This is a genomic window from Alphaproteobacteria bacterium, assembly GCA_002869105.1.
Taxonomy (GTDB): domain Bacteria; phylum Pseudomonadota; class Alphaproteobacteria; order UBA7879; family UBA7879; genus UBA7879.
On the sequence record PKTP01000002.1, the window covers coordinates 25,566 to 43,982 of the forward strand.

Annotated in this window: 22 protein-coding genes; 15 read left to right on the plus strand and 7 right to left on the minus strand. The window is 43.4% G+C overall.

Going from position 1 to position 18,417, the window contains the following annotated elements; genetic code table 11:
* Window positions 1-12 precede the first annotated feature (12 nt).
* Entirely contained in the window at window positions 13-699 is a 687-nt protein-coding gene (locus tag C0582_00420; GenBank protein PLX30373.1) for a hypothetical protein, read from the plus strand.
* On the opposite strand, the gene C0582_00425 is transcribed toward C0582_00420, so the two are convergent.
* Complete coding sequence (locus C0582_00425; GenBank protein PLX30374.1) at window positions 696-1,769, minus strand: dTDP-4-amino-4,6-dideoxygalactose transaminase; 1,074 nt, start codon at window positions 1,767-1,769, stop codon at window positions 696-698. The two genes, C0582_00420 and C0582_00425, sit on opposite strands and share 4 nt — an antisense overlap.
* Window positions 1,770-1,773: 4 nt before the next feature.
* Window positions 1,774-2,607, minus strand: a complete 834-nt coding sequence (locus C0582_00430) for a sulfurtransferase (protein ID PLX30375.1) — start codon at window positions 2,605-2,607, stop codon at window positions 1,774-1,776.
* Window positions 2,608-2,679: 72 nt separating this feature from the next.
* Here C0582_00430 and C0582_00435 point away from each other — a divergent pair, with 72 nt between their 5' ends.
* Genes C0582_00435 through C0582_00470 form a run of 8 tightly spaced genes read left to right on the plus strand, consistent with a single transcriptional unit; the run spans window position 2,680 to window position 8,395 of the window.
* On the plus strand, window positions 2,680-2,976 hold the full coding sequence (locus C0582_00435) for a hypothetical protein (protein ID PLX30376.1): 297 nt from the start codon (window positions 2,680-2,682) through the stop codon (window positions 2,974-2,976).
* Between the two features lie 7 nt (window positions 2,977-2,983).
* Window positions 2,984-3,970 (plus strand): KpsF/GutQ family sugar-phosphate isomerase, encoded by a 987-nt coding sequence (locus tag C0582_00440; GenBank protein PLX30377.1) that lies wholly within the window; start codon window positions 2,984-2,986, stop codon window positions 3,968-3,970.
* A complete protein-coding gene (locus C0582_00445; GenBank protein ID PLX30378.1) occupies window positions 3,967-4,620 on the plus strand; it encodes a hypothetical protein in 654 nt (217 codons plus the stop codon). Before C0582_00440 ends, C0582_00445 begins: the two co-directional genes overlap by 4 nt.
* The gene (locus tag C0582_00450; protein ID PLX30379.1) at window positions 4,595-5,488 is read left to right on the plus strand and encodes a hypothetical protein; all 894 of its coding nucleotides are present in this window, start codon (window positions 4,595-4,597) and stop codon (window positions 5,486-5,488) included. The genes C0582_00445 and C0582_00450 overlap by 26 nt, the downstream gene beginning before the upstream one ends.
* Before the next feature lie 24 nt (window positions 5,489-5,512).
* Complete coding sequence (gene lptB, locus C0582_00455) at window positions 5,513-6,244, plus strand: LPS export ABC transporter ATP-binding protein (GenBank protein PLX30380.1); 732 nt, start codon at window positions 5,513-5,515, stop codon at window positions 6,242-6,244.
* A gap of 57 nt (window positions 6,245-6,301) precedes the next feature.
* A complete protein-coding gene (locus tag C0582_00460) occupies window positions 6,302-6,679 on the plus strand; it encodes a hypothetical protein (GenBank protein PLX30381.1) in 378 nt (125 codons plus the stop codon).
* Window positions 6,680-6,730: 51 nt separating this feature from the next.
* Window positions 6,731-7,054, plus strand: coding sequence for a hypothetical protein (locus C0582_00465; protein PLX30382.1), 324 nt, complete (start codon window positions 6,731-6,733; stop codon window positions 7,052-7,054).
* Window positions 7,055-8,395: a hypothetical protein gene (locus C0582_00470; GenBank protein PLX30383.1), complete on the plus strand. Its 1,341-nt coding sequence runs from the start codon at window positions 7,055-7,057 to the stop codon at window positions 8,393-8,395.
* Between the two features lie 2 nt (window positions 8,396-8,397).
* On the opposite strand, the gene secF is transcribed toward C0582_00470, so the two are convergent.
* The 5 genes from secF to C0582_00495 form a co-directional block, all read right to left on the minus strand.
* Entirely contained in the window at window positions 8,398-9,294 is an 897-nt protein-coding gene (gene secF, locus C0582_00475) for a protein translocase subunit SecF (GenBank protein ID PLX30454.1), read from the minus strand.
* Between the two features lie 14 nt (window positions 9,295-9,308).
* Entirely contained in the window at window positions 9,309-10,910 is a 1,602-nt protein-coding gene (gene secD / locus C0582_00480) for a protein translocase subunit SecD (GenBank protein ID PLX30384.1), read from the minus strand.
* The gene (gene yajC, locus C0582_00485) at window positions 10,891-11,199 is read right to left on the minus strand and encodes a preprotein translocase subunit YajC (protein ID PLX30455.1); all 309 of its coding nucleotides are present in this window, start codon (window positions 11,197-11,199) and stop codon (window positions 10,891-10,893) included. The genes secD and yajC overlap by 20 nt, the downstream gene beginning before the upstream one ends.
* A gap of 108 nt (window positions 11,200-11,307) precedes the next feature.
* The gene (locus tag C0582_00490; GenBank protein ID PLX30385.1) at window positions 11,308-12,141 is read right to left on the minus strand and encodes a hypothetical protein; all 834 of its coding nucleotides are present in this window, start codon (window positions 12,139-12,141) and stop codon (window positions 11,308-11,310) included.
* Entirely contained in the window at window positions 12,104-12,814 is a 711-nt protein-coding gene (locus C0582_00495) for a hypothetical protein (protein ID PLX30386.1), read from the minus strand. Before C0582_00495 ends, C0582_00490 begins: the two co-directional genes overlap by 38 nt.
* A gap of 79 nt (window positions 12,815-12,893) precedes the next feature.
* Here C0582_00495 and fabD point away from each other — a divergent pair, with 79 nt between their 5' ends.
* From fabD to C0582_00525, 6 genes are all read left to right on the plus strand, one after another.
* Window positions 12,894-13,844, plus strand: a complete 951-nt coding sequence (fabD, locus tag C0582_00500) for a [acyl-carrier-protein] S-malonyltransferase (GenBank protein PLX30387.1) — start codon at window positions 12,894-12,896, stop codon at window positions 13,842-13,844.
* 10 nt (window positions 13,845-13,854) lie between these two features.
* Window positions 13,855-14,595 (plus strand): 3-oxoacyl-[acyl-carrier-protein] reductase, encoded by a 741-nt coding sequence (fabG, locus tag C0582_00505; protein PLX30388.1) that lies wholly within the window; start codon window positions 13,855-13,857, stop codon window positions 14,593-14,595.
* A gap of 99 nt (window positions 14,596-14,694) precedes the next feature.
* The gene (locus C0582_00510; protein PLX30389.1) at window positions 14,695-14,931 is read left to right on the plus strand and encodes an acyl carrier protein; all 237 of its coding nucleotides are present in this window, start codon (window positions 14,695-14,697) and stop codon (window positions 14,929-14,931) included.
* An 8-nt stretch (window positions 14,932-14,939) separates the two neighbouring features.
* The gene (gene fabF, locus C0582_00515) at window positions 14,940-16,217 is read left to right on the plus strand and encodes a beta-ketoacyl-[acyl-carrier-protein] synthase II (GenBank protein PLX30390.1); all 1,278 of its coding nucleotides are present in this window, start codon (window positions 14,940-14,942) and stop codon (window positions 16,215-16,217) included.
* Window positions 16,186-17,214, plus strand: coding sequence for an endolytic transglycosylase MltG (locus tag C0582_00520; GenBank protein PLX30391.1), 1,029 nt, complete (start codon window positions 16,186-16,188; stop codon window positions 17,212-17,214). Before fabF ends, C0582_00520 begins: the two co-directional genes overlap by 32 nt.
* Window positions 17,215-17,288: 74 nt before the next feature.
* Window positions 17,289-18,395 (plus strand): hypothetical protein, encoded by a 1,107-nt coding sequence (locus tag C0582_00525; protein ID PLX30392.1) that lies wholly within the window; start codon window positions 17,289-17,291, stop codon window positions 18,393-18,395.
* Window positions 18,396-18,417: the final 22 nt, after the last annotated feature.

The window sequence follows — 18,417 nt, forward strand, 5'->3', positions numbered from 1 at the left end:
GTAGGGGGATTTATGAAGAATAAGAAATTTTATTTAGCGGCTCTTGTTGGTGTATGTGGCGCGCTGATATTGCTGAGTCTTGGGAACTGGCAGATCGAGAGAGATGACTGGAAACAAGAAATTTTGCAGCGCCTGGAAGAGGCGCCTCAAAAGAAAGCGGTTTTACTGAGTGATATTCCTGAAAATAAACTGGAGCAATATCTCTACAGACGTGTGCGTGTCCGGGGGATGTGGGGAACAGGAAGAAATTACTATGTCATTGCGCGCACGAATAAAAAACGCGTTTGCTATCATATTTTAGGGATTGTTGAGCTGCCGACTAAAAAATACATGCTGGTTAATTTTGGTTGGGTCGGCCACAAACAGTTTTCAACCCGCGATCGCTATTCAGCAGATTTTATTGGACGTCTGCGCAAAGCCCCCAAAAGATATTGGTTCTCTGCTGGCCATACGCCAGACAAAATGGAATTTTCAAGCATTGATCCCCAAACCATTGGTAAGAGACTTGGGATTGATCTTTTGCCTTACTATGTGGATCATATTCGCCCCGATACAGGCAAACAACCGGTGCCGATCCCCAACGCGCTGAGCCTTCCTAATAACCATTTGAACTATGCAATGACTTGGTATGCCTTGGCGTTGGTTTGGGTGATTGTTTTTGTCCGGATGTTGTGGTTGGTGCGCAGAAAGTCTGATTAGTTTTGAGATGCTTGTACGGCGGCTCTTGTTTCTGTGATTACTCTTTCCATCTCTTGAGTTGACAGATCAGGGCTAATCGGTAGGCGCACCAAGCGAGACGCAACATCTGAAGCATGGAGGATGTCATCGCTCGCTCGCCCGAACTTTTTTCCTGCTGGAGAGGCGTGTAAAGGGACATAATGGCTTGTTGCTTTAATCCCTTGTTCTTGAAGATTTTTGATCACAGATGTTGCTTGGAAGGCTGTTGGCATCAGGAAGTAATAGATATGACCGTTAATCGCACACGCCTCTGGGACATGCATGCGTTGAATGAGGCCTTTTTCATCTAAGTCTCGTAGGCCTTCATGATAAGACTGCCAGACATCGAGACGTTTTTTCGTGATGGTTTCTAAGGATTGTAGTTGGTTCAAAAGGTATTCCGCTTGTAGATCACTCATCAGGTAGGAAGATCCCACATCGACCCAGGTGTATTTATCAACCTGACCTCGGAAAAATTGGCGGCGGTTGGTTCCTTTATCTCTGATAATTTCGGCTCTTTCAACCAGGTCAGGATCGTTAATGACCAGACATCCTCCTTCGCCACATGAGATGTTTTTTGTATGATGAAAGCTGAAAGCAGCCGCTGAACTTTGGGTGCCAATCTTTTGGCCTTGATATTGAGCGCCGATACATTGGGCTGCATCTTCAACAACAAATAAATCATGGCTTTTGGCAATTTTTTGAATGCGCGCCATGTCACAGCTTACGCCGGCATAGTGCATGATAATTATGCCTTTGGTTTTTGGGGATATGGCGGCGGCGATCTTATCAGGGTCAATGTTCAGCGTTTGTGGATCACAATCAACAAAAACAGGGGTTGCACTGACAAGCACAACAGCTGTTGCCGTTGATGAAAAAGTAAAACTTGGAACGATGACTTCGTCACCAGGTTTGACATTCATGAGTAGCATGCTCATTTCCAGAGCCGCTGTACAAGAAGGCGTTAAAACAACGAGAGGCGTTTGAAAGTGGTGTTCAAGCCACACTTGTGTTTTTTGATTGAATGGGCCGTCGCCTGAGAGAGGATTCATAGGCTTAGCTTGCCACCCGGTTGATGCAATTTGGACAAGAAATATTTGGCTTGTAATGCTGGCTTTGCCTCTCTTGATCAGTGAGCGGAGAGCGGCAACGATAACACTGAACCATGCCGTTGGGTTTGCAGTCGGGGGTGATGGCTAACCGTTTATCAAAAACGAAGCAGTCTCCTTCGTAATGCTCTTTGCCGACCTTTTGAAAGTAGTTAATAATGCCGCCATCGAGTTGATATACCTTTTTAAAGCCTTCTTTTTTAAGAAAAGGGGCTGCTTTTTCACAGCGCACACCACCTGTACAAAAAGTCACAACGGGCAGCTCTCGTGCTTCAGGCGGGAGACTTTGAATGGTTTCTGTAAATTTTTTGAAGGTTTTCAGATCAGGGTTAAGGGCATTTTTAAACGTTCCAATCTTTACCTCGTAATCATTCCGTGTATCAAGAATGATGAAGTCTTTATTTTGATCGTACCACTTCTTCAATTCTTCAGGCTCAATGTAGGGAGCTGGATTTGATTTTGGATCAATACCCTTTTGATCAAACGCAATGATTTCTTTCTTAAGACGAACCAGCATCCGATTGAAGGGGATATAGTCACTAAACGTTTTTTTTAGGGATAAGCCTTCGAGCCAAGAAATTTCAGCAAAAGAATCTAAAAGGGCTTTAACATGATCATCCGCTCCAGAAAGGTTGATATTGATTCCCTCGGGGGCAACCAAAATTGTGCCTTTAATATGATTTTTCTTGCAGAGATTTAACAACAGCGCTTTAATCTCTGTCAGATGGGAGAGCGTGACAAATTTATAGCCAGAAAGATTTGTATATTGTGAGCAGGACATGTATGTCTAATACCCTTGTTGTATGATAGATTTAAATTTAATGTTAATTTGTGTCAATACGGAGTTCAAGTTATGAAAGAAAAATATTCAATTTACTTAGTTGGCGTTGCACTGATGATGTGTTCTTGCCAATCTCAAGAGACCCCAAAGCATGATGCGGGTTCAGCAACCGCTTCCCTTGAAAAGGAAATCGTTCTTTATGAAAGTGATCCAAACGCCCCTCAAGAAGCAAGAGGATTAGGATCTTTGGCTGATCCACAATCAATGGAATCCATGGCAGATGCTGGGACGGATCGAAATGATGATTTAATACCGGATCAGCTTTATCAACGTATGAACCCAACCGGTGCCACGCTTGCGCAATTCTAGACTGACGATGACTGAAAATTGTTTCCCCCATTTTGATGTTTTGGCTGAGGCACGCCGCGTGATTGTCTGTGAACGAGATGGGCTCAGTTCTTTAGCAGAGACACTGAATGAGGCATTTGTCAAAGCGCTTGATTTATTAGCAAACTGCGCGGGCAAAGTTATTTTAACAGGTATGGGTAAAAGTGGTCATATTGGCAAGAAAGCCGCAGCCACCTTTGCCTCCACCGGTATGCCGTCCATTTTTATCCATCCAGCCGAGGCCAGCCATGGAGATCTTGGCATGATTTCAGAGCAGGATTGTGTGATTGCGCTTTCAAACTCTGGGGAAACGCGAGAGCTTTCAGATCTGATTTCTTATTGTCATGGCCAGAACATACCGCTTATTGCGGTTACACAAAACAGCAACAGTCATCTGGCACGCTATGCAACGGAGGTTCTTCTTCTGCCAAAATGTGCAGAGGCATGCTCAATTAAGCTTGCGCCCTCAACATCATCAACCATGATGCTGGCTTTGCTGGATAGCCTTGCCCTTACATTGCATACTGCTAAGGGATTCACCCCAAAAGACTTTAAGCGGTTTCACCCGGGTGGGAAACTTGGCAGTGCTCTGGTGTGTGTGCGGGATATTATGGTTCCCAAAGATAAAATGCCTTTGGTGACAGAAGCAACCGTGATGTCAGATGTTGTCGTGACCATGTCTCAAGGCCGGCTGGGTTGCGTTGCTGTTGCAGACTCTTGCGGTAAGTTGATTGGATTGATCACCGATGGTGATTTAAGAAGGCATATGAACTCAGCGCTGCTTGAAAAAAGAGCCAGTGACGTCATGACCAAAAATCCAAAATGTATTGATAAAGATGACTTGGCAGCAGATGCTTTGCGGGAAATGAGAACACAAAAAATTACCGCCCTACTTGTTGAAGATAAAGATCAAAACCTTGTGGGCCTCATCGATATTCACAAATGTCTTAATGCAGGAATTGATACAGCCACATGATGGAAGACGCGTATAAAAACAGACAAAAGAAGCACAGCCATATCAAGCTCATTTTGATCTTGTCTGGATTCTTCCTGGTGATGGGATTAATTTTCTGGCCAAGTTTAGAAAAGATTTTTATGCGCATGGAATTTGGGTCAGAGCATAAAAAGTTTTATGAAAAAGTGGAAAAAACAGTTGTACAATCTCAGGAAGTTATTAATCCCCGTTATGTGAGTGAGGATGAAAGAAATCGACCGTATGTGATCACCGCCAAAAAAGGTATCAATGAATCCAACATCGATCGTATCCAACTTGAAGATGTTGTTTCTTCTTTGCGTTTGAGTGATGAGAGCGGTGATCGGCTTGCGATTACATCTAAAAATGGTGTGATCGTCTCTGGCAAAGAAGGGTCTGCAGATTTAGCGGGTCAAGTGGCGCTTTCCCATAACCAGGATTTTACAATTTTTACCGAGACGGCCCAAGTTGATTTCAATAAAGGTCAGGTTCAAACAAATTCAAAGGTTGAAGGACAAGGGATTTATGGCTATTTCAAATCACAGGGCCTTTACATGGATATTCACAAAGGTGTCTTGAACTTAAAAGGTCAAACCAATATACGGCTTGAGTCTAATTCTTTTGAGGGTGGAAATGAAAAACATATGGAATAAAATTTTCATTTTGTGTGTTCTGTTGATCTCTTCTTTTGCAGAGATGGGGAGTGGCGCGTCCAACCCACCCATTGATATTAGTGCGGCGTCTGGGGTCAATATTTTCGATTCTGAAAATCGCCTAGAAGCGTATGATCAGGTAAGCATCTCACGATCTGAGGCAACTATTTATGGCGATAAAGCGACCGTTTTTTATGAAAAAAAGAATGACAAGCGGCAGCCAACCCAGCTTCGGGTCACTGGAAAAGTCATCTCTGTCTCCCCGCAGGCAACCATTTATTCAAATCAGGCACAGTATAATGTTGCAACAGAGCAGTTATCTTTTTTGGGGCGTCAGATAAAGCTATTTGGCCTATCAGCGAATATCAAGGCCCATAAGAACCTTGATTATTATCCCCAGAAAAAAAAGGCTGTGGCGAGAGGGAGTGTTGAAATGGTTGACATTAAGTCTCCGCAAAAACTTTATGGGGATGAACTTACCTTTTATTTTAGAGATGCTGGCAATGAGGGGGGCAAGCCAACTAAGAAGAAATCACCTGTGCAGAGTGGTGCGGCTTCAGATTCAAGTGAAATGGCGCATTCCATTGATTATGTGGAAGCCCATGGTCATGTAAAAGTTGTTCTTCCTGCCAAAATTGCAACAGGCGATCATGCGTCCTTCAAATCTGGAGAGAACGTTATCGAGATGTGGGGGAATGTTTTGGTGACTGATGATAATAAACAACTACGTGGCGCCTATGCCATTGTTTATAAAAATGAGGGGCAAAGTAAGGTCTATGCAGAAATTCCGGCGCACAAAGCGCCCAAAGGTCAGCCAAAAAAACAACAAAAGAACAAACGGGTGAAAATTGTCTTGCTGCCACAATAGTTTTTCAATATTTTAGCTATACTTATGAGCATTATAACAGCAGAAAATATCGGCAAATCATACGGCGGGCGCCCCATTCTTCGAGGCGTGAACGTGACCGTACGTTCTGGAGAAGTGGTTGGATTACTGGGGCCAAATGGTGCTGGCAAGACAACGTGCTTTTATATTATCTGTGGCCTTATTAAAGCCGACTATGGATCGGTTATCCTTGATAATTTTGATATCACGCCGCTGCCTATGTTCAGGCGTGCGCGGCTTGGCATTGGCTATTTGCCCCAAGAGCCGTCTATTTTCCGCGGTCTAACGGTTGAGAAAAATATCCGTGCTGTTGCCGAGATTCGGGAAAAAGATGAATTCAAAGTTCAGAAAATTGTCGATGACCTGTTGGATGAATTCTCAATCTCTCATTTAAGAATGACATCTGCTTTATCGCTGTCTGGGGGGGAACGCCGCCGCCTTGAAATTGCCCGCGCCTTGGCAACGAACCCCAAATTCATTCTGTTGGATGAGCCTTTGGCGGGGATTGATCCGATTGCTGTCAATGATATTCGTCAGCTGATCCATCATCTGAAAGAGAGAGGGATTGGTGTGTTGATCACTGATCACAATGTGCGGGAAACGTTAGGCATAGTTGACCGCGCTTATATTCTGCATGATGGGGTCATCTTGAAAGAAGGAACGGGGCCAGAAATAGTTGCCCATGAAGGTGTGCGTCGAGTTTACCTGGGGGAACAGTTCCACTACACCACGCATTGACCCTCCTAAAAGAATTTATTTCTATTTTCTAAATAAAATTAGCTCTATACTATTATCATGATAGGGCGGCTTTATTTGGGATTATTGTTCATTTCATGTTGGGGAACGTTTGCTCAGCCACGTCCTTATGTGGCTTTAAGAATGGGCGTTAACCAAGCCCGACATCAGTTTGATCCAAAACTAATTCAAGCTAATCCTAATCCTGCTGGTAATCCTGCGCATTTTGATCGTATTGGTTCGGGGCAAGCAAAAAACATACAGATAACTTCAGAACTTGCTTTGGGTTTAAGTGTGCCCGTTTCATCAGGGGTGATCACAGATCTTGAAGTGACCTATGATCCAAGAAAATATGACTCAAGGAAAACGCTTAACTTTATTGGTTTCTTTGATAATCCCCCGGCAGCTGGTCGCTATGATTATAGTCAAGCGTATTAATCCATCAAATTTTCTCCTGCATTTAGTATTAACGCTGGCCTTCGATTTAAGATGAATGACTGTCATGAGGTGTTTGCTAGACTGGGTGTTAGGCAAACGAAAATGACCTATCAGTCACGTCTTTATCATAGAGGAAATTTGCTAGCCGTTAGCTCTGATAAGAAGACCATTTTTCAGTATTCAACAGAAATGGGATGGCTGTATCATTGGTCAAAAGCTATTTCAAGCGAGGCAAGCATAGGATATCGCTTTGGTAGAGTGAGAAAAATATCAGACATTCATCCACAAACAGGCGTTGACTATTTCCCGAAAATAAAATTGCGGCCAGGGGTCAGCTCGCTATGGGATTCGATATACTTTTTAAGCGGAGGATAGATGAAAAAATTTATTTTTGTGATATTGGTTTTAGCAGGGCACAGTATACATTCTGCTCAGAAACCCAGTTGTGGCATGGTCTTTTGTATGCATATGTCTGAACAATTTGAGGATCTGCTTAAATATTGTCAAACCATGCAAGCAAGGCAATCGAGCGCCGCTGCAGTAGGTCCCGCTGTTGCTTCAAACGGTGTTGATCCAGATGTGCATCAAGATGTTCTTAAACGCATTGCAGAACTTGAGGCGCAAATAAAAGAAGATAAAGGAAAATATGATCTAGCATTACAAACAGCCCAAGAGCAACTGTTGCGCCAACAAGAGGACGCCAGAAAAAAACAAGATGCTTTGAAAAAAAATTTTCATGATCAGACAATGAAGATGACAAGAGATGTCGCAGATTTAAGAAAAGTAAAAGAAGCATTAGAGCAAGAACATAAAAGCCTTGGTGAAGACCTTAAAAAAGCAATGACAGATGTTCGTCAGAATGTGATGACTTTCATGCAAGAGAGGGAAAAGAAGGAGAGGGAGTCTAAATCCTGGGCTGATGTGGCCGTTCAAGCCTCTTCAACCCACATAACGCCAACCGAGAGAGATCTTTTGCATCAACTTTGGCAATTGCTTTGTGGCGATCAATCAAGCCCAACACCTAAGGAGTATGGGGTGGATGCGTATGAAGCAGCGATTCAAACTGTGATGGAGAAGATCAGAGAAAACCGGGCGCAATTAGCTGCTCGTGAACAAGATTTGGATGAGCTTGAAGTTGAGAAAGAGAAATATAAGCATGCATACGAAGAAGTGATAGCGTGGAAAACGGCTCATGACACCAATCAATCGAGTTGGATGGAGGAGAAAGAAAATCTACTTGCCGAGTTAGGGCATTCTCGAGAAGAAATTGGAGAGATTCGAGACAAAAATAGCGCTTTGGAAAAAGAAATAGCCCGCATTAACAAGGAAAAGACTGCACTTCTTTCAGAGGTTGATTCGTTAAGAGATGGCCAGAAGGCGCTTTCTGGATCAAAAGACGACTTGAAAAAAGAGCTTGAAGAGGCACGGCTTGCTGAGCGAGAAGCGAGAAGCGCCGAGAGAGCAATGCTGGATAAATTCTCTGAAACTGAGCGGGAGTTAGAGAGTGTTAGGAAAGAGAATGCTGCCCTTGAAACCACTGTGCAAGAGTTGGAACGCGAAGGAAAGAGGCTTGACGATGAAGAATATAGTGAAGCTCAGCAATTAGGGGATCTGCGCCATGGTATGGGACAACTGGCCTCTATTCTAGCTGATCAAGATGAGAGTCCTAAAAGAAAACTAGCCTTGATTGAAGAAATTGTGAGCCAACATAGCTGAGCTTAAGGCGTATCTTCTTCTTTTTGTAACAGGCGCAGGTTGAAATTCAGCAACAGTGGGCCAGCAATGAAGATAGAGGAATAGGTTCCAATGATAACCCCCACAATGATCGGCAGACTGTAGCTGGCAATTACCTCTCCCCCAAAAAAGTAGAGTGAAAATAACGCGACGAGCGTTGTTCCAGATGTCATCAGGGTTCTGGACAGCGTTTCATTGATGCTAAGATTAATGAGGTCAGGAATCGGTTTTCTTTTGTACTTACGAAGGTTTTCACGAATTCGATCATAGATCACAACCGTGTCATTGATGGTATACCCAATGGTGGTCAGGACAGCAACAATGGCGGTTGTGTTAAATTCAACTTGGAAAATGGAATAATACCCAAAAACAACCAAGGCATTTTCGAGAAGAGCAATGACAGCACACAACCCAAATTGCCATTCGAACCGAAACCAGATGTAGACCAAAATGGCAAGAAGACCGTATAAGATGGCCAAGATACCGTTTTGAATGAGTTCTTTTCCTTGTTTGGGACCAACGGTTTCTGTCCGCCTGATTTCAAATTGATCTTTAAAGGTGTCGCTGATTTTTTTAACCACAAGGTCTTTTCCTTCTAGACCGTTTTCAGGTTGTTCAAATTTAATCAATAAATCATTGGCAGAGCCAAATTCCTGAACAGTGACATCGCCGATATTCAGTTTGCTGAGATATGACCGAACCGTCGCAAGAGGAATGGGGTTTTTACTCCGCACTTCAATCATGATACCGCCTTTAAAATCAATCCCGTAATTGAAGTTTTTTAGGCCATAAAAAGCAGCAGAAAGAGTAACGAGCAACAGGGAAAACACAAAAGAAAGGTAGCGTAATCGAACGATATCAGACTTGAAGGTGAGGGGCATATAACGAAGTAGCATTATTTGACCTCCTTCATGTCAAAGCTCAAGGGTTGCGGCCCTTTCCATTTATAAACGATGATAAGCAGCGTTTTTGTGAGGGTGATGGCCGTAAACATAGAAATAAGAATCCCCATGGTTAGAGTAACGGCAAATCCACGAACAGGGCCTGTTCCAAATTGATAAAGCAACCCAGCGCCAATCAATGTTGTTAAGTTAGAATCAACAATGGTGCTGATAGCTCTGGAAAATCCAGATTGAATAGAGGCAGCCACTCTCTTCGTGTGGTTCAGCTCTTCTCGGATGCGTTCAAAAATCAAAACGTTGGCATCAACTGCCATTCCTAGAGTAAGGGCGATACCAGCAATACCAGGAAGGGTAAGCGTTGCGCCCAATAGGGTGAGGCCGGCTATTAACAGGGTGAGATTGAAGAATAAGGCCACGCAGGCAACACCGCCATAGTTGAAGCCATAGTAAAGGAGCATATAAGCAAACACAGCGATAATGGCAACAAGCGTAGCTGTCTTCCCTGCAGCGATAGAATCGGCACCAAGGTCAGGGCCAACGGTTCTTTCTTCAAGGATTTTAAGTGGCGCTGGAAGCGATCCAGCACGTAAGAGCATCGCCAACTCATGGCTGCTCTTTGGTGTGAATTGACCACTGATGACACTATTACCTGTTGGAATTGGTTCATTGATGATGGGCGCTGTAATGACTTTGTTATCCAAAACAATGGCAACCGGTTTTCCAACATTTGCTTTGGTAAAATCAGCGTAAATGCGCGCGCCAGTTTGATCCATGGATAGACTTACTTGCCATTCATTCCGCTCCTGGTTGAGGTATGGTTTTGCATCGATAACCATGTCGCCTGTGATGAGCGGATCTTGATCAAGGATATGAGGGATATCCATTGTTTGCCCATTATGTGTTATTTTTTGGTTGAGGCGAATGGTGCCCAATCCTTCTGTGGGCTTAACGGCATGAAAGGTGAGCTTTGCTGTTTTTCCCAGGAGGCGTTTGGCATCATCCGGTGAATTCACCCCTGGAAGCTGAAGCAAAATACGGTTGGTGCCTTGGCGTTGAATCAGGGGTTCTTTGGTGCCCATTTCGTCAATCCGGCGGCGAACCACCTCAATCGATTGATCTAGAACGACCTTTTCTTGCTCTTGGAGCGCTGCTGAGGTGAATCTGATTTCTATTTGGTCAATATTGAGCTGAACGGAAAAGTCCAGGCCTAGTTTTCTGAGCGCCTTAAAAGTTTTTTCTTTTTGTGAGGCATCGCGTAGTTGAAACACCACTTTTTCTTCTTTCGCTTCCAGATCGCGGTATCGAATTTTATGCTGTCTTAGAACTTTACGAACTTCGTTTTTAAGGTTTCTGACGCGTTCTTGGATTACGGTTTCAACGTCCGCTTCCAAGAGAAGGGAGGATCCGCCTTGTAGGTCAAGACCCAAACTGATTTTTGCTTGAGGCAGAAAAGACGGCCAGTATTTGTTCAAGGTTTCTGGGGAAAGAAGACTGGGAAGCGTTGTTAAAATACTATAAACGCTTAGACCAATAACAAAAAATAGACGGGTTAAAGAGAGGGTCACACCAAGCGCCTTACTTTTTAACCGATTTATTTACTTTAGCAGGTGCTTTTTTGGGAGCAGCGGCTTTTTTTGCTTTTGCGGGCTCTTCAATTTTAGTGGCAACCATGGCACGGGAAACTTGCATGATCACACCTGGAGAAATTTCAATAGACAGTTCTTTTTCTTGTAAATCAGTGATGGTGCCGATAACACCGCCGTTGGTGACAATGCGATCTCCCTTGCCCAGTGCAGAAATCATGTTCTGATGTTCTTTTGCTTTACGATTTTGAGGGCGAATGATGACAAAATACATGACAACAAAAAGAAGAAGAGGGGCCATGCTGATAATTTGTTGGTTCACTTAAAATACTCCTGAGTTTTTTTTGACTACAATACTGAGAGATCGCTCTGTCGTCAAAGGTTTTTAGCATTTAGCGGGTCGGTCGGCTTAACGATAGAAAGAGCCATACAGAATTTCAGGGCTAAACTTTTCAAAGTAATATGGATTGTTATGGGCATATCCAAGAGACTGAAGGTCTTTTTTGGCTTGTTCCGCAACATGTGAACGCATCAGCGGTTCATAGGCTTCTATGGCTTCTTCTCCCCGGCTAACAGACTTGTGAAAAGCCATGAAAAAGGTGTTGTCTGTTCCTTTGGATTCTATTTCAGGAATGAGTTGTGAGCTTGCTTCGCTCCATATGGTGAGCTGGTTGTAAAACGTTTCATCAAAATCTTGTTCTTCAAGAACTATTTTTTGATAAAGCCATTGACGGCCTTCATCAGGAATTTCTTGAATGCCAGAGATAAAGCCTAAAAAGCCCTCAGCTGATATTTCGCTGACAATAAAATCAATAATCTCTAAGAAGCTTTTTTCAAAACGATCACAGAATGACTTATAATAATTCAAGTGACTGACGCAAGACGACAGACCTAAAGAGCGTTGAACTTTTATTAAATTGATGAGGAACCCTTCACGGCTTTCAGTATTGTTAGCAGAACCGTGACAAATCTTTGCTGTGAAAGCCATGAGGAGATATTTTTTATACTCTTCCATGGCTTGATGGATGAGCTTGTATCGGTTTAACTGAACTTGCTCAGCGGTTAAACGTTCAGGCGAGGTCAGAAGTGTCGAGTCTAAGGAGCGCCGCATCAGCTGCTCAGCTTCATCAAGGCCCGATAAAGAACGGTCAATGCAAGCTTCTCCAATCGCATGCAGGGCTTGATGGTATCTCAGAAGGTTTTGTTTAGAAATCGCTTTTTCGAGAGGATTTTTGTATTTCATCATGTTTTTTGTGTTGGTGCCCGCAAAAGGTTAAAAATCTATCAAGTCTAGGCCCAATTTGATTGTGATCGTTTTGAAAAATGAGAGTGCTAAGAAACTCAAACTTGGGCTGGCGCGGCCCCTGATCAAAGGTTTCAAAGAGCTGATGTATGCGGCGACTTAGTTCATCTGGATCCTTTTTCCCCGCCAGTTTTGAAAGGGGCGGCGCAACTAATTTAGAAAGTGGTTTTAAGCATTTTTCAAAATTTAAAAACAGACCTGACATTGAACCGTTTTCATAGGCTCCAATTTCTTCTTGCCTTCTGGAAAAAAGAAAACCTTTGACCAAGATGCCTTTCACCCGGAGAGTTTCCTTTCTAACTTTTTGAGGTATTGTTCTAGAAGTCTCATGCATTTCAAGGCTTGGACTGGTAACAAAGTCTTCCTGCTGAGCAAGAAAGGTGGTGATGATTTCTTTGCATCTTTCCGCGGCTGATTGTTGATGCGATCTTTTTGCGGCGGGAGTTGCTTCTGGAACTTTAGAAGAGTTGCTGCTTCTTTTAGCGCTTACGCGTGCTTCTAGAACACATTCTTCATCGGAACCTGGCATGGCTGTAGTGCAGTAAAATGTCATTAAACAGAGTGTGAGTAAAGAAAAGCGTTTCATTTTTATATGTTTGTTTTTTTTAATCATAACAACAACAATAAAAATTTCTTAACAAAAATTTGTTTCTTCTATAGAAAGGCAAACATAGGACATAGGTAATTCAATCATGAAATCACTTTTAGTTTTCCCCGGCCAGGGTGCTCAGACCGTTGGGATGGGAAAAGATGTTTACGAGAACTTTTCTACGGCGCGTCGGGTTTTTGAAGAGGTCGAAGATGTTCTGCAAGTGCCACTGACCCAAATGATTCTTGAGGGGCCGCAAGAAAAATTGAATCTTACTGAAAACACGCAACCAGCCCTTATGTGTGTCAGTGCCGCATTTTTAGAGGTGATGGCAGCTGAATTTGGATTTAAGGTGGCCGACCACAGGTATGTGGCGGGGCACTCGTTGGGTGAGTACACGGCGCTTTATGCAGCAGGTGTGATTTCTCTTTCTCAGGCAGCCAAGCTCCTTAAAAAGCGAGGGATAGCGATGCAGGAAGCTGTACCCAGAGGCCGTGGAAAAATGATTGCTGTTCTGGGATTGTCCATGGAAGAGGCAGAAAGTGTGGTCGCCATTGTCCAGCACGAATTGCCAAACAAAGTCTGTGCTTTGGCGAATGACAACTGTCCAGGCCAGTATGTTTTGAGTGGACACGCTCAAGCGATTGATTTAGCGATGCAAGTTGCCAAAGATAAGGGGGCTAAGCGATGCATGCAGCTGCCTGTCAGTGCGCCTTTTCACTCACCCTTGATGGAGCCAGCAGCTTTGACAATGCGGGAAGCAATTGATCAAGAGACTTTTATGGACCCTAAGGTTCCAGTGATTTGTAATGTCACAGCTAGACCCGAGAGCAATCCTCAAACCCTTAAAGAAAATTTGGTGAGCCAGGTTTGTGGTCGGGTGCGCTGGACTGAGAGCGTTCAGTTTGCGGCTGCTAATCACATTGAAAAATCCATCGAAATTGGCGCCGGTAAAGTTTTAACAGGATTGATTCGTCGTGTTTCTCCTGACATAGCAACGCAGGCGATCAATGATTTAGAGTCGCTTAAAGCCTTTTTTAACAATAAAGAATAAGGAGAGGAACATGTTTGATTTAATGGGAAAGAAAGCTCTTGTTACGGGAGCAACTGGCGGCATCGGTGGAGAAATCGTTCGCGCCTTAACGAGGCAGGGTGCTGAAGTAGTTATGACCGGGCGCCGTCAACAGCGCCTTGATGCGCTGAGCGCTGACTGTGGCGATGGGAAAGCCCATGCTTTGGTAGCGGATTTAACAGATCTTGAACAAGTCAAAACCATTGTCCCGCGTGCTGTTGAGATGATGGGCGGCGTGGATATTTTGGTTAACAACGCTGGAATTACCCGTGACGGCCTGTCTATGCGGATGAAAGAAGTTGATTTTGATGATGTTCTTGCCGTGAACCTCAAGGTGCCTTTTCTGCTTTCTCAGGCTGTTACAATGCAAATGATTAGAGCAAAGTTTGGCCGCATTATTAATATCTCTTCGATTGTGGGTGTGACGGGAAACCCAGGTCAGGTGAATTACTGTTCGGCTAAAGCGGGGCTGATTGGCCAGACAAAATCTTTGGCGCAAGAGCTTGCATCCAGAAACATTACAGTCAATGCAGTAGCGCCGGGCTTTATTGCAACCGAGATGACTGATGCCCTTAATGAAACCCAGAAAAACAATCTTTTAGGCTCTATTCCAGCTCAAAAAATGGGTCTCCCCTTGGATATTGCTGCAGCTGTTGTGTTTCTGGCGAGTCAAGAGGCGGGCTATATAACGGGACAGACTGTGCACGTTAATGGTGGGCTGGCGATGATTTAAACGCCGTGAATGATCTGCGTTATTTTTTGACTGGTCATCAACAGCCAAGTGTGCTAACAACTACTTTGTAATTTAATAAACGAAACAAGAGGAAACCCAATGAGTGATGTACGTCAAAGAGTGATTGATATTGTTGCTAAGACCCTTCAAATTGAAAAATATAAAATCAAAGAAGAATCAAGCTTTCAAGAAGATTTGAATGCAGATAGCATTTATATTGTTGAACTCGTTATGGCTTTTGAACAAAAATTTAACTGCGAAATTTCAGATGAAGATGCTGAAAAAATCCGCACTGTTAAAGACGCCATTACGTACTTAGAAGCTAACGGAAAATAGTTTTTCCCATGCGTCGTGTTGTTGTTACAGGTGTAGGAATGGTCTCTCCCTTAGCAATGGGAGCAGAACATACCTGGAAAAAGCTTCTCCAGGGAGAATCGGGTCTTGGTCGTATCGACTATTTTGACCCGGCAGACTATAGCTGCCAAATAGCTGGGCAAGTCCCCCGTTCTGATGCGATGGATGCTGCTTCTAAGGGTTTGTATAACCCAGAGGCCGTTGTTCCCGGTAAAGAACGGGCCATGATGGATGATTTCATCGTTATGGCTCTTGCAGCAACCGGCGAAGCTTTAGAAAATGCTGGCTGGAAACCAACGGCTGAAGAAGATCTTGAGCGCACAGGCGTTATGATTGGAGCTGGCATCGGCGGATTAGATAAAATTGGCCAGACAGCTATAACTCTGCATGAGAGAGGCCCCCGTCGGGTGAGCCCTTTCTTCATTCCTTCCTGCCTTATCAATCTTGCTTCTGGACAAGTCTCTCTTAAACATGGCTTTAAAGGCCCCAACCATTCTGTTGTAACAGCTTGTGCAACCGGTGCCCACGCCATTGGGGATGCGTCCCGTCTCATTATGTTTGGGGATGCGGATGTGATGGTGGCTGGGGGAACAGAAGCATCTGTTTGCCCCCTTGGTATTGCGGGTTTTGCAGCCCTAAGAGCCTTGGCGACAAAATACAATGACAATCCAACTCAAGGATCACGCCCCTGGGATCAAGATCGATGCGGTTTTGTGATGGGGGAGGGAAGCGGTATCTTGATTCTCGAAGAACGTGAACATGCCCTTAAAAGGGGTGCCAATATCCTTGCAGAGGTAGTTGGCTACGGTTTGTCGGGGGATGCGTATCATTCAACAGCGACAGCGCCAGATGGTGATGGCGGTGTTCGCGCTATGAAAAGCGCTTTCAAACATGCTAAGATTTCACCAATCGACGTTGATTATATTAATGCCCACGGGACATCAACGCCTCTTGGGGACTTGTCTGAACTGGCTGGCATTCGAACCATCATGAACAATCAGTTTGATAACCTCTCTGTTTCTTCAACTAAATCATCGATTGGACACCTTCTTGGGGCAGCAGGTGGGGTAGAGAGTATCTTCTCTGTTTTGAGTATTCGTGACGGCATCGTTCCACCAACTTTGAATTTAGATAATCCTGTTCCTGAAGCTGCAGGCATTGATTTGGTTCCGCATCAGGCAAAAGAGCGGAAAGTTGAAATTGCCATGTCAAATTCGTTTGGATTTGGTGGCACAAATGCATCCGTCATTTTCAAAAAACATAGCTAGCGGTTATCTCTGGCTCTTGAAGGGCTTAAAAGTGTCTGTTTTTCGCATTATCCTATCAACTTTATGCTTTTGTGTATCTGTGCTTTTTTTGTACTGTGCGATGCACCTATTGTACTTAAAACCCATAAAAGACCCTGTTATTTTTGTTGTTGATAGACATGAAACCGCGCGCCAAGTTTCTAAACGACTCCTGGCAGAAAACTTAATTTCTTCTGAGTTTGTTTTTAGAGCAGTCCTTAAAATAACAAATGCTGACAAAAAAATCAGGGCTGGCGTTTATCAATTCTTGCCACATCTTTCGCTGCTTTCCCTTTTAAAAATGCTGACAAGAGACTCTGGTGTCTTGTTAAAAATAACAATCCCTGAAGGCTGGACGACTGCACAAATTATCAATTACTTAAGCAAAATACAGGGGATAGAGAAGAGTCTACCTTTGGAGGGAGAGCCACAAAGATATTTTTTTCCTGAAACCTATTATTTTTATCCTCCGATTTCTGAGGATAAAGTATTGGAAATGATGGCCAATCAGGCTCAAAAACGCATCAAGGATATATTGGGGGGACCGCTGCCATTCCCTCTCAAAACATTTGAAGAGGTCGTTACTCTTGCCGCTATCATTGAGAAAGAAACGGCCCTTGATTGGGAAAAGCCAATCATTGCCAGTGTTTTTTTAAATCGATTGCGTAAAGGGATCCCCTTACAAGCAGATCCAACGGTTTCTTATGCCGTCAGTCAAGGGACGGGCATGCTTAATAGATCTCTTACGAGACTGGATTTAAAATTTCCGAGCCCCTATAATACTTATCTAAATAAAGGATTGCCGCCAGGTCCTATTTGCCACCCAGGGTGGAAATCCATTGAAGCTGTCTTGAAGCCACAACAATCAACATTGTTGTATTTTGTTAAAAACAGCACAGGTGGCCACACCTTTGCGCAGATGATTAAAGCACACAATCAAAACGTCAAAAAATATCGTCTTCTTTCCACAGTAAAATAAAACTCAGTTTTTTTCTCATTAGGGTTGAAATATTTCACAACAATCCCTATCTATGATTAAAACTAGAGTAATTTATGAGATCTATTACATATTTATTATTGTCAATACTTTTGATTGCAGCTTTTTTATCTAAGGCAAATGACTTCGAAGATGCAGAGGGTTTTGTTATTTTGGATACAGCTGCCGTTCAGGCTGAAGAAGAAACGTACCTAGATGGCGATTGGACTGAAATAAATTCTTCAGACTGTGCAGGAGCCGGACAACTTTTGCCAACAGTTAACAGAGAATCATTCGTTCATTTTTCTAAAGTACAAGAGGCCTGGCATTATGCAGATATGGCTTATAAAAGACAGTTCAGACCGGATCATAAGCAGGATATTTTTGAAGCAGAGCTTGCAAAAGGAACGAGCATAACCTTCTTTGGAGATAATCAAGGAATTGTCTTTACCAAAAAATGTGGATCTCTGGTTGTTGCCTATCAAGGAACAACAAACCTTAACGATCTTATGACTGATCTCTCTTTTCGCGGCTATTATTCACAAAAAACTGGTCTTTCTGGACATTCTGGGTTTTTGAAAAGATATGAACAAACGAAAGATCAATTGTTTTTAATTCTAGAAAGTATTGCGCAAGCACAAGGTAAAAAACTCATAGACTTAGATTTGCTTTTTACCGGGCATAGTTTAGGGGGTGCACTTGCACAAATTGCGGCAGCGGATGCTACTATTAACCACCAACTAGGGTCAGAGCTTATCACGTTTGCAGCGCCACGAGCCCTGTCAGTTACAAGTGTAGAGGATGCTCTTTTGACAAACCGAATTATTAACCCCGTTCGAATCGTCAGTAAATATGATTATGTTCACGGAATTTTGCCCGAATTTTTGACTGGATATCGAGGGCTGGGGACAAAAATTACAGTCGGTTCTCTATCAGACATAAATCAAAGGTATAACCCTGCTTCAGCGCACAAAATGGGTGACTATGCATTGAACTTACCTGAATTAGAAAGCAGTATCGCCAGTTCAGTATATAAGGGTGAAACAGTTGAAGGTTGTTTAAATTTATCACGATATATGAAAGAAGATTCTTACCTGAGGCTGGCTAGGACAGTTGTTCACAGATATGGTGAAAACCCTGTCTTATTTGTGCTCAGCTGGGTCAGTGGGGGATGGCTTTCATAGAGAGATAACTTTCCTTTTCTCA